This is a genomic window from Devriesea agamarum (assembly GCF_900070355.1).
GTDB lineage: Bacteria > Actinomycetota > Actinomycetes > Actinomycetales > Dermabacteraceae > Devriesea > Devriesea agamarum.
In genome coordinates, this window is sequence record NZ_LN849456.1 from 2,832,215 (window position 1) to 2,844,059 (window position 11,845).

Genomic DNA, 11,845 nt, shown 5'->3' on the forward strand with positions numbered 1-11,845 from the left:
CATAGCGCGGGAACAGACGTCGCAGTGAAAGGTGGCCGTCGTATCCAAGCGGATTCGGCGGCCACCACTGCCGTAGAGAAGCCGGTGTTATCGAGAAACCGGTGTCGCAGATAAGGAGGCTCGCAATGACGGAATACCTGGTATTGCTCGCCCCCTCGCACAACCGGGTCTACGCGCAGGCTGCCCCTACCTTGGCGCTGGCTGAAGCAACCGCCGTTATCCGCGCCCAGGTCCCTGAGCTCACGGCGGCTGTTGACCTCGTCGAGATCGCAGGAATTAACTATCTGCGAGTGGGCGTGGGAGGGGACGCTACCTCGCGCTCCGGGTTAGAACCCAATTCGACATCGCCGGGAAACCTTCGACACGCGCTATCGAATCTATCCGGCACCTACGCGCTGTTTCGTCGCGAATCCCAGGGACAGGGCACGCTGCCCACACTGACACCGATCGAGCGCGATGCAGCAGAAATACATCCGAGCGAACTCGTCACTCAGCAGAAATACCCCGGGAAAACTAATGAACAGTTCACGCACCTGCTGCTGAATGTAACCGCAGCTGCCACTGACCGTCCTCAGGATCTCGCGGCTCGGCGGCTACGAGTCTTGGACCCCATGTGCGGGCGAGGCACCACCTTGAACCTTGCGCTGCGCCTAGGGCTCAGCCCACTCGGAGCAGATATTGACCGCAAAGACTTCGAGGCGTACCGAACGTTTCTTGTGACCTGGCTGCGCAGCCAGCGCATGAAACATACCGCCGACACCACGCGGCTGACGCACCAGCGCAAAGTATTGGGGTCACGGTTAGATGTGTCTTTTGCCCCCGATAAAGCTGCGTGGAAAGCGGGCCAGACTCAGTCCCTCACCTATTTCGGGTGCAGCACAACTGAATTGGGGCGATGGTTGCCAGCAGGAAAAATGGATGCGATTATTGCGGACCTGCCCTACGGTGTTCAGCATGGAGCGCATGGCGGCAGCGCCGCTCAACCAGGCTCAACCAGAGCAACCACAATGTCCCAGCCGAACACCAGCCGCTGGAATCGCAAACCGCTGGATCTGCTGGATGAGGCGCTTCCCGTGTGGCGGACGCTGCTGCGCCGGGGCGGAGCACTAGGACTGGCCGTGAACCTGCATACCGCTGCGCATAGGGATGTTCACGCCGTGCTCACTCGGCACGGACTGCGTCCGGTGGGGGAGACAGGGCGCTTTCGGCACCGGGTCGATGCATCCATCGACCGCAACATTGTGATCGCGGTGCGCACCGACCACCCCTCGGCCCCGGAGACCCCATGAGCAGATCACTTATCTGCGCCGTACGCATCCGCCCACTATGCTCCTGCAGATCGAAGGGTCGCAGAGTGCCAAGCTGCGGGTCGCAGAAGTTCGCACCGGCATCCGCTCAATATGTTCTCAGTGACGACACCGGCCGTGCCCACCCCGGGCACTGATGAAAGGACAGGTCATGACAGACCACGCCCGCGCACGACGCCTCGCCGATCGTATTAAGGTGATCGTTGCTCAGACTCTTGAAAAGCGTGTGAAAGATCCCCGGCTCGGGTTTGTGACGATTACCGATGTGCGAGTGAGCGGCGATTTGCAGCATGCCACGGTTTTCTACACCGTGTTTGGGTCCGATGAGGAACGGCGAGATACCGCGGCCGCGCTGGCAAGCGCCACCGGAATGCTGCGCAGCGAAGTGGGACGCCAAACCGGGGTGCGGCTCACCCCGACCCTTGAGTTCATCGCCGACGCGATCCCCGAAAACGCTCAGCACATCGCTGAGCTCCTGAACGAAGCGAGGCAGCGCGACCAGGAGTTGCAGCGTTCTCGCGAAGGTGCCCAGTACGCAGGGGATGCTGATCCCTACCGGGTGCCTTCCGAGGATGAGGATGAGCTGTTATCGGAAGACGGTGCGGCAGATGCCGACGCTGCGAAGGCTCCGCGGCTCCCGTGAGCGTCGAACCATCGCATAGTCTCATTCTGATCGACAAACCCGGTGAATGGACCAGCCACGACGTGGTAGGTCGAATGCGCCGGGTCGCCGGCACCAAGAAAGTTGGCCACGCCGGCACCTTGGACCCCATGGCGACCGGCTTGTTGCTGGTCGGGATCGGGCAGGGGACCCGCCTGCTGACATACCTGGTGGGTCTGCCCAAAACCTATACGGCGACGATCAGGCTCGGCCAGGCGACCACCACTGATGATGCCGAGGGAACTCTCATTGCAGATCAGGCGTCCACCGGGCACCTGACCAGTGAGGCAGTGGAGAACGCCATTGACACCTTGCGCGGTGAAATCCAGCAGGTGCCCAGTAGCGTCTCAGCGATCAAGGTCAATGGACAACGCGCGTACGCTCGCGCCCGTGCCGGGGAAGAGGTGAAGCTCGCGGCTCGGCCAGTGGTGATTCACCGATTCGAGACCGTCGGTCAGGCTCGGCACGATGACGGGTTTTACGACATTGACGTGGTGGTGGAGTGCAGCAGCGGAACCTATATCCGGGCCCTCGCGCGTGACCTGGGGGCAAATCTCGGTGTCGGCGGACATCTCACCGCCCTGCGTCGCACACATGTTGGTCCGTTTTCAGTATCTGATGCAGTGCTTCCACCTCCTCGGGGGGATGACGACAAGCACCTGGTCGGGTTGGGGCTTGGCAAAGCCGCCTCAATGGTGATGCCGTCGCTCAGGGTGAGCGCGGAGATCGCGCGAGACCTCGGACACGGTAAACGGCCCGAGGTTGATCTGTCGCCTATAAAGCGCACGGAAACGCAGTCCCGCGTCAAAGATGCATCGGTGCCCGAGATAGCGGCGCTCGATGACGACGGCAAACTGGTTGCCATTGTGACTGCGGGCGGGAAAGCGCGCTCTCAATCGGTGGATGCCATAAGCGGGATGAAGACGGTCCGAGGTTCTTTGCGACCTCTGCTCGTCATTCCCGTCGATGCTCAAACGTAACGCCGGATACGCACCCACACGAAGATCGGGCTCGGAACCATTGCATGGTTCCGAGCCCGATCTTTTGTTTATTGGCAGCTCACGTGCTGTTCAACGGCAACTAGTTTCGCTGATTACTGCTGGTTTAGCTGATTATTGGCCATCAGGTGGGCGCGTTACCAGGTCCGTGAACCGTGGGCAACACGCCCACCTGACAACTCGACAACTCAGTAGTGCACCTCAACGCGGGTCCCCAACGAAGCCCAGTTGTACATCCATTTTGCGTCAGCAACCGACATGTTGATGCAGCCGTGGGAGCCGGAGTAACCGAAGGAGGAACGCCAGTAGGCGCCGTGGATCGCGTACCCGCCCTTGAAGTACTGCACGTAGGGGACATCCTCCGTGTAGTAGTAGCGCGGATCGTTCTTAGGCACCCTGGGGCCGTTGGTCATGTCCTGCTTTTCGTAACGCAGGTAGATCTTGAACGACCCGGTCACGGTTCCATAGCCGTGAGAGCCCAAACCATCGATGATCTTGCGCGGACCGAACACCGGAGTATCGCCAACGTACGCCGTCAACGTCTTTCGCGAAAGATCGATATCAATCCACTTCTCTTGCGACTTATCAGGGCCAGCCGGAGCGGGCTGTGCCCCCGCTTCGGCGGGGTTTGGAAGCTTTGCTTGGGTGACCTTCGCGGGCACCGGAGTGGTCTCTAACGCGCCTTTGTACGGCTTAGCGTCAGTCACCGCAGTGGTCAGGCCTTGAACAACCGTGTCCAGATTGGACACTTTGGCGCCATCGACCTTCTCGGAAATAACCTTTACGACCGTGCCGTTGCCATCGACCTGCTCGATGCCGTTCTTCGGAGTCACCTCAACCTTGCTGGCCAGCGACGACACATAAGAACGAACAGCGCCTTTATCGACGACGACATCGAGCCCGCCCTGCTCATTGGCCTGCATAGAAATCCAGCGAGCGCGATCCTGCGCGGGAGCATCCCACGTATTCTTCCCGCTGGAGATGGTGACAGGCGCCTCCATAATGCTCTGGGCACGGGTGAGAGCCTGCTGAGCCGCGTCGTCGGTAATGCGAGGCTGAACTTCAGAAATCTTCTGAGTGAGAGTGAAGTTCTTCAGAGCCGTCGCGTTCTTCGTAAGGTCAGAGGTCATCGCGTTGGTGTCGATGCCCTGGCCAGGCTGACCGGGCTGCACAGTCCACTGCTTGCTGTTTTGATCGAAAACAACCGTGGCGTCGACGGGCTGTTTGCGCCCTTCAGGAACGAGCGACGACGCGAAGGCGTCCGTGACCTTGCGATCGTGAGTCACGACCGGGGCGACAGTGTGAGAGCTACCGAGACGAGCCGAAATAACATCCAGCGGGCCATTGCCGTGGTCAACAGCCTTATTTGCGGTGGCAGCAGCATCAATGGTGATACCTGCATCCTTTAAGGAGACTTGGCGCTGCTCTTCACTCGATGTGACGGTCACCTTGACAGAAGCTGCTCGTTTAGTCACGGCAGCGGTGATTTCTTGGCGGGACATCCCGCCAACATCTATACCGGCGATGGTTGTGCCGGGCAAGGCTCGATTGTCATAGGTTTTTGCGTAGGCGAAAGCGCCCCCGGCAGTGATGAGGCCGAGCACCACTATCGCGGCGAGGACGATCAACAGAATTCGCCGCCCTGAGCGGGATCGGTTGGCCCCGCGACCAAGTCTCGGAGAGAATTGAGTCAAATCTGACATCTACCATCGCATTCTGTGAGCGCGGCCATGAGGCCGGACTGAGCTGAAGGGAGCCCCTCCACTGGGGCACTGTTCCAGGTTACTGGAAACCGCGAGGTAGATGAAGGAATGTCGTACAAACTGGGGGGTGATACCTGACGCAATGCGCGAGACCAGGTCGGCGGAAACGTCATATTCGGGTGCGTTCATCCGTGTGGGGACGAGGTGGCATACAGTGGCGCACGAAGAACTTGTCACGCTCCGTCAGCGTTCGCGCGAATACCCGCGAGGAAGAAGGCTCACGACTGTGTCCGCACGACCCATCTGGAGACGCCTCGAAGACGTCCCCGCAGATCTTGGACCCACTGCCGTTGCCATTGGTAACTTTGACGGGGTTCACCGCGGTCACCAGCATATTCTCTCCCAGCTAGCCCGGTGTGCCGACGCTAATGGGCTAGCCCCGGTAGCGTTAACCTTCTGGCCCCACCCTCGCCATGTGATGGCGCCCGGTAAAGGCCCCGCGCTGATTACCTCCATGTCCGAACGCAACCGGTTACTGGTTCTGGCTGGGATGCGCGGGGTGCTCGACATCGAATTCACCCGTGCTTTCGCGCGCCACAGCGCAGAAGATTTTGTGCGCTCACTCCTGGTCGAGGGGTTGGGTATGAAGGCAATTGTGATGGGGGCGGACTCCCGTTTTGGTCGGGGCAATGAGGGTGATGTCCAGACCATGCGCTCACTGGGTCAAACCTATGGTTTTGACGTCCATGTGGCTGAAGATCTCGCCCCCGGCACGGGCGGGCGGCTGTCATCTACGCTCATCCGCTCAGCGCTCGGCTGCGGCGATGTGGAAATTGCGGCTGAAGCCCTCGGGCGGCTGCACAGTGTGTCCGACACCGTTCACCATGGATTTGCGCGCGGACGCGCCCTGGGCTTCCCGACCGCAAACCTCGGGCCTGCGCCCGAAGGACTAGTTCCGCTCGACGGCGTCTACGCCGGGTATTTATCGGTGGTGCGGCAGGCCGCCCACCATCGCGGGGTCGCTCCGCTCGCAGGCGCGCCGTGCACCATCTCCATCGGCACCAACCCCACCTTCCAGGATGACGGGGAGGCCGCCCGCACCGTCGAGGCATATGTTCACGGCTCCCACGATCTGGACCTGTACGGCGACGTGGTGCGCATTGAGTTTGTCGCCCGTCAGCGCGAAACGGTGAGGTTTGACACCGTTGAAGAATTAGTTGCTCAAATGCGCCGCGATTTAGACGTGACTCGGCGCACGCTTGAGGTGCATGAACTCCGCAGTGTGGTGACTGACTGATAGGCTCTAGGTTGCCGTCAGATCGGCCGCGGAGTGCGGTGGATACGGTCGTGTCTCTCGCGTCGGATTGCGATCCGGCAGCAGGTGAGCACACGCACAATCCACCGCCGACCACAGAGCCCGGGAGAACCAGCCCCGGTGCGCCGCGCAACGACCCGTGAAGGAGAACCAGTGGCCTTTGATACTGCCACCAAGCAGGCCATCATCAAGGAATACGCGACGAGCGAGGGCGACACCGGTTCGCCCGAGGTTCAGGTTGCGCTTCTATCCCACAGGATTAAATACCTGACCGAGCACCTGAAGACCCACAAGCACGACCACCACAGCCGTCGTGGCCTGATGCTTCTGGTGGGTCAGCGTAAGCGCCTCCTGCAGTACCTGCAGGACGTCGATATCGAGCGTTACCGTTCGCTGATTCAGCGACTCGGCCTGCGCCGTTGATCTTGTGCCGCCGCCCAACTTCACTGAGGTCGGGCGGCGGCTTCATTCCCGGGCCTGGGCCCGGGATGACCTTTGCGGCACCCGACGGTTCGGTCCTCGGCAGTGGCCTCCGGGACGTATAGCGCCCCGTGGGTTTCTCTCGAAGGCCGGTCCCGGGCGATCGCACGGCACCTGAACGTGCCGACCACCCGGAGGCGCAGGAGCGCCCCACCGACTGACTAAAGGAGAGACCTGTGGAAGGTCCTGAAATCACTTCAACCACCGCTGTTATTGACAACGGCTCATTCGGACGGCGCACCGTCCGCTTTGAAACCGGACGCCTCGCTCAGCAGGCTGCGGGCTGCGTGGCCGTCTACCTCGACGAGAACACCATGATTCTCTCGGCCACGGCTGTGTCCAGCCAGCCGAAAGAACACTTCGACTTCTTCCCGCTGACCGTCGACGTCGAAGAGCGGATGTATGCCGCAGGCCGGATCCCCGGCTCATTCTTCCGCCGTGAAGGCCGCCCCGGCACCGATGCCATCCTCGCCGCGCGCCTAACCGACCGTCCGCTGCGCCCTGCCTTCGTCAAGGGGCTGCGCAACGAGGTCCAGGTCGTGCTCACCGTGATGGCTTCGGCTCCCGAGGACGCCTACGATGTGGTCGGCATCAACGGTGCCTCCGCATCCACCCAGATTTCCGGACTGCCGTTCTCCGGTCCAATCGGTGGCGTACGCATCGCGTTAATGCCCACCGCCAAGGGCGGACAATGGATCGCCTTCCCCACCTTCAACCAGCTGAAAGAAGCTGTGTTCTCCATGGTGGTCGCAGGGCGAATCGTCAGCGATCAGGAAGGTCATGACGATGTCGCGATCATGATGGTCGAGGCAGAAGCCACCGACAACGCCTGGACTCTGATCAAGGACCAGGGCGTCATCGCCCCCACCGAAGAAGTTGTCGCCGAGGGCCTGGAAGCCGCGAAGGTGTTCATCCGCACCCTGTGCGAAGCGCAAAAAGAACTCGCCGCCAAAGCTGCGAAGCCGGTGCGTGAATTCCCGTTGTTCTTGGATTACGCCGATGACGCCTACGCCGCGGTCGAAGAGGTTGCTACCGAGCGTCTGCGCGAGGTGATGTCCATTGCCGCCAAGCAGGAACGCGAGACCAAAACGGAAGAGCTGCTCGCCGCTGTCAAGGAGGAACTCGCTGAGCGTCTTCCCGAACGCGACAAGGAGATCTCCGGGGCCTTCCGAGCGCTCACCAAGAAAGTTGTGCGCCAGAGGGTGCTCACCGAAGGAAAGCGGATCGACGGTCGCGGCCTGAAAGACATCCGCCAGCTGTCCGCTGAGGTCGATATCATTCCGCGCGTGCACGGCTCCGCGCTGTTTGAACGCGGCGAAACCCAGATTCTGGGTGTGACCACCCTGAACATGCTCAAGATGGAGCAGCAGCTGGATTCGCTTTCACCCACCCGCCACAAGCGCTACATCCACCACTACAACTTCCCGCCATTCTCCACCGGCGAAACCGGGCGCGTTGGCTCCCCGAAGCGCCGCGAAATCGGCCACGGCATGCTGGCCGAACGCGCACTGGTTCCAGTGCTGCCGAGCCGGGAAGAGTTCCCATACGCCATCCGCCAGGTCTCCGAAGCCCTTGGATCCAACGGTTCCACCTCCATGGGGTCAGTCTGCGCATCAACCCTGTCACTGCTCAACGCTGGTGTGCCGCTGCGCGCACCCGTGGCAGGCATCGCCATGGGTCTGATCTCTGACACCGTTGACGGCGAAACCCGGTACGCGGCCCTGACCGACATCCTGGGCGCAGAAGATGCCTTCGGCGATATGGACTTCAAAGTCGCCGGAACCAAGGAGTTCGTCACCGCGATCCAGCTGGACACCAAGCTCGACGGCATCCCCGCCTCCGTGCTGGCCGGCGCCCTCACCCAGGCTCGCGAAGCCCGGTTGCACATCCTGTCGGTCCTACAGGAAGCCATCGACGTTCCCGACGAGATGAGCCCGAATGCTCCGCGCGTCATCGCCATCACCATCCCGGTGGACAAGATCGGCGCGGTGATCGGCCCCAAGGGTCAGATGATCAACCAGATCCAGGACGACACCGGCACCGACATCACCATCGAAGACGACGGCACCGTCTACATCGGTGCCACCAACGGGCCCGCCGCAGAGGCCGCCCGCAGCGCCATCAACGCGATCGCCAACCCGATGGTTCCGGAAGTGGGCGAACGCTACCTCGGCACCGTGGTGCGCGTGGTCGACTTCGGCGTGTTCGTCTCGCTCACCCCGGGCAAAGACGGCCTGCTGCACGTCACCCAGCTGCGCAAGCTCAACGGCGGTAAGCGCGTGGAGTCCGTTGAGGACGTCGCCTCGGTCGGTCAAAAGATCGAAGTCGAGATCAAAGAAATCGACGCCCGCGGCAAGATCTCGCTCGCGGCAGTGGTTGACGAGCCGGGAGCAGCTCCGAGCGAAGCCTCCGCCACGGGCGCGGGCACCTCATCCGCGGAGTGATCCCCTATGCCTGTCGATCTACCGGTCGACGGGAGCAGCACTGATCTCATCCTCGCCGGGCAGGACGGCGGCGCATGCGTGCGTCGCAGTGTTCTGCCCGGCGGGGTTCGTCTGCTCACCGAATACGACCCGACCGTCGGATCTGTAAGTCTCGGATTGTGGCTACCCGTCGGCTCCCGCGACGAACTCGACGAGCACGCCGGCAGCACCCACTTCCTAGAACACCTGCTGTTTAAGGGAACGAAGCGGCGCACCGCCCGCGATATCGCCGAAGCATTCGATGAAATCGGCGGCGAAACCAACGCGGTTACCGCTAAAGAACACACCTGCTATTACGGCCGGGTACGCAGCTCAGACCTCCCGAGCGCCTTAGACGTGCTGGTGGACATGGTGACCTCCTCCGTCTTAGATCGCGATGCTTTCGCAACCGAGCGTGAGGTGATTCTTGAAGAGCTCGCCATGGCGCAAGATGACCCCACGGATATTGGGCACGAAATCTTCCTTGCGGACGTGCTCGGACCAACTCCGCTCGGACGTCCTGTCGGAGGCAACCCGGACACCATCAACGCGCTAGCGCGCGACAGCGTGCACGAGCATTACCGTCGCCACTACGTGCCATCAAACCTTGTAGTGACCGCCGTCGGCGATGTCAACCACGCCGAATTAGCTGAGCGCGTCCAAGAGGCTTTGCGCGCCGGAGGCTGGGATCTATCCGCCGGTGCCCTTCCCGCCGCCCGGCGTCCAATTCCAGATAACCCGTTCGATTCGGGAGCACGATTAGCGGCAACTACGGCGCAGGCCAAAGGCCGTAAGCTCGTGCGGGACACCGAACAGATCCACCTATTCCTCGGCGGATCTGGCCCCACCGTCACCAGTTCAGATCGTCACACGCTGTCGGTATTGCAGACGATTTTCGGCGGAGGCATGTCCTCTCGCCTGTTCCAATCAGTACGTGAACAGCGAGGACTCGCCTACAGCGTCTATTCCTTCTCGTCGTCCTACCGCGACGCTGGCGTGTTCGGAATGTATGCCGCTTGCCGGCCCGACCGAGTGCGTCAGGTAGAAGACGTGATGCGAGGTGAACTCGCGCAGCTTGCCCACCAGGGTGTCACCGAAGCGGAACTGCGCCGGGCGCGCGGTCAGATCACCGGTTCGCTAGTTCTCGGTCTCGAAGACACATCCTCACGAATGGCGCGGCTCGGTGTCTCTGAACTGGTCCACGGACGCTATAGCAGCGTGGACGAATCAGTGGAAAAAATTGATGCGGTAACTGGGGGCCAGGTGCAAGCGCTCGCTGGCCGACTGCATGACGCCATCGATACCCGGGTCACAGTCGGCCCCTCCTACGAATAGCCTGCGAGTTACGATCCCTGGCCGGATCGACGACCGCGTAGGCCGGGTCGGGCGGGCCGTGTTCCTCTCTGCCCGTAGGCTAGAGGTCGTCACCCCGCCGACCATCTGAACGCACACTGAGGAGATTACGCGATGACCCGAGGCTCACTTTCCGTGGCAGTGTTTGGCTCTGACGGGCGCATGGGCTCAGAGACCGTCCGCGCCATTGAAAGCGCCGATGACATCGACCTGGTTGCCCGCGTGTCCGTGCCCGAAGAACGTCATCTCGCGGCGGACAACGGCGCCCAGGTCATGGTTGACTTCACGATTCCATCCGAAACTAAAGCCAACGTGCTGTGGGCCATCGAGCATGGAATACACGCTGTGGTCGGGACGACCGGCTGGACCGAGGATGACCTCGCTGACGTGCATGAAGCACTCGAAAAACGCCCGGGCGTGGGTGTTCTAATCGCACCGAATTTCGCACTCGGGGCGGTTTTGGCCATGCGGTTTAGCGAAATCGCGGCGAAATACTACGAGAGCGCCGAAGTGATTGAGCTGCATCACCCCCAGAAAGTGGATGCACCCTCTGGCACCGCCCGGCACACCGCACAGGGTATTGCCCAGGCTCGCCGCAACGCCGGGCTCGACCCGGTTCCGGACGCTACAGCCAGCGGCCTTGATGGTGCGCGCGGTGCGATGGTCGATGGTATTCATGTGCATGCGGTGCGTCTGCGGGGCCTAGTGGCCCACCAGGAAGTTCTGTTCGGGGCACCCGGGGAGCAACTGACGATCCGACACGATTCCTTTGATCGAGTGAGTTTCATGCCCGGCGTGCTGCTTGCCGTGCGCGAAGTCGGTTCGCGCCCCGGTCTGACCGTTGGACTCGACCAGTACATGGACCTCGGTTGATGGAGTCAGATCCGCCTGCTCGCCGGTTGACAAAGGGACCGCCAAGCTCCGGCGAAGCGCCGAACCCCCGGGAATTTTCGGCGCCTCAAACCCCGCCGATCTCGGAGGCATCGTCTGCGACAGATGAATCATCAACGTCAGAGGGGATGCTGAGCACCCGTCCCCGGGGATCACCAACCCGGGTCCGCGACCTAGTGGTCGTGGTTTTCTTGCTTGCGCTCACGGTGCTGTACGCGTGGGCGCTCGCTTGGATCGCGTACGGATTCTTACGGGCCGGAGGCGTGGTCGGGTGGGGTCTTGCTGCCGCCGTGACCGCGTTCTTGGCCCTCACGATCTGGGTGACGTGGCGGGAAGTTCGTTTTGGTATGCAGGCAGCTGCTTTGATGCGAAGGCTTGCGGACGAGGGCGGCCTGCCCCCGGAGCCGGACCGCACTTCTAACGGGCGCATTGATAAAGCTGCAGCCGAAGAGGTGTTCGCTGCTCGCCGCGAAGAAACGCTAGCGGACGATACCGATTGGCGGCGCTGGCTACGCCTGGCTTTGGCCTACGATGCTGCGGGAGACCGTCGTGAAGCCCGCGCTAGCGTGCGCCGTGCCGTGCGCTGTGCACGAGAAAACCGCGGGGAAACCCGCGGATAGCTGGGGTCTTTATAACGCCGTGCCACCTGGCCTTGCCGGATGATGGGGTGTCGCT

The 11,845-nt window shown here is 61.8% G+C and carries 10 protein-coding genes; 9 read left to right on the plus strand and 1 reads right to left on the minus strand.

Features of this window, described 5'->3' with window-relative positions; translation table 11 throughout:
* The first annotated feature begins 125 nt into the window (after nt 1-125).
* From BN1724_RS11885 to truB, 3 genes are all read left to right on the plus strand, one after another.
* Nucleotides 126-1,289, plus strand: a complete 1,164-nt coding sequence (locus tag BN1724_RS11885; RefSeq protein WP_058235537.1) for a TRM11 family SAM-dependent methyltransferase — start codon at nt 126-128, stop codon at nt 1,287-1,289.
* A 169-nt stretch (nt 1,290-1,458) separates the two neighbouring features.
* The gene (gene rbfA / locus BN1724_RS11890) at nt 1,459-1,950 is read left to right on the plus strand and encodes a 30S ribosome-binding factor RbfA (protein WP_058235538.1); all 492 of its coding nucleotides are present in this window, start codon (nt 1,459-1,461) and stop codon (nt 1,948-1,950) included.
* Between the two features lie 74 nt (nt 1,951-2,024).
* Nucleotides 2,025-2,948 carry a tRNA pseudouridine(55) synthase TruB gene (truB, locus tag BN1724_RS11895; RefSeq protein ID WP_231928298.1) on the plus strand — a complete coding sequence of 308 codons (924 nt, stop codon included), beginning with the start codon at nt 2,025-2,027 and terminating at the stop codon, nt 2,946-2,948.
* Between the two features lie 206 nt (nt 2,949-3,154).
* Here the strand turns inward: truB and BN1724_RS11900 are convergent, their stop codons facing one another.
* On the minus strand, nt 3,155-4,669 hold the full coding sequence (locus BN1724_RS11900) for a L,D-transpeptidase family protein (RefSeq protein ID WP_058235539.1): 1,515 nt from the start codon (nt 4,667-4,669) through the stop codon (nt 3,155-3,157).
* A gap of 286 nt (nt 4,670-4,955) precedes the next feature.
* Between BN1724_RS11900 and BN1724_RS11905 the strand changes: the two genes are divergently transcribed.
* From BN1724_RS11905 to BN1724_RS11930, 6 genes are all read left to right on the plus strand, one after another.
* On the plus strand, nt 4,956-5,966 hold the full coding sequence (locus BN1724_RS11905) for a bifunctional riboflavin kinase/FAD synthetase (protein ID WP_058235540.1): 1,011 nt from the start codon (nt 4,956-4,958) through the stop codon (nt 5,964-5,966).
* 171 nt (nt 5,967-6,137) lie between these two features.
* Nucleotides 6,138-6,407 (plus strand): 30S ribosomal protein S15, encoded by a 270-nt coding sequence (gene rpsO / locus BN1724_RS11910; RefSeq protein ID WP_058235541.1) that lies wholly within the window; start codon nt 6,138-6,140, stop codon nt 6,405-6,407.
* A gap of 233 nt (nt 6,408-6,640) precedes the next feature.
* Nucleotides 6,641-8,908: a polyribonucleotide nucleotidyltransferase gene (locus tag BN1724_RS11915; RefSeq protein WP_058235542.1), complete on the plus strand. Its 2,268-nt coding sequence runs from the start codon at nt 6,641-6,643 to the stop codon at nt 8,906-8,908.
* A 6-nt stretch (nt 8,909-8,914) separates the two neighbouring features.
* Complete coding sequence (locus BN1724_RS11920; RefSeq protein ID WP_058235543.1) at nt 8,915-10,261, plus strand: M16 family metallopeptidase; 1,347 nt, start codon at nt 8,915-8,917, stop codon at nt 10,259-10,261.
* A gap of 132 nt (nt 10,262-10,393) precedes the next feature.
* Nucleotides 10,394-11,152, plus strand: a complete 759-nt coding sequence (gene dapB, locus BN1724_RS11925) for a 4-hydroxy-tetrahydrodipicolinate reductase (protein ID WP_058235544.1) — start codon at nt 10,394-10,396, stop codon at nt 11,150-11,152.
* 146 nt (nt 11,153-11,298) lie between these two features.
* Nucleotides 11,299-11,790 (plus strand): hypothetical protein, encoded by a 492-nt coding sequence (locus BN1724_RS11930; RefSeq protein ID WP_058236010.1) that lies wholly within the window; start codon nt 11,299-11,301, stop codon nt 11,788-11,790.
* The last annotated feature ends 55 nt before the right edge of the window (nt 11,791-11,845 follow it).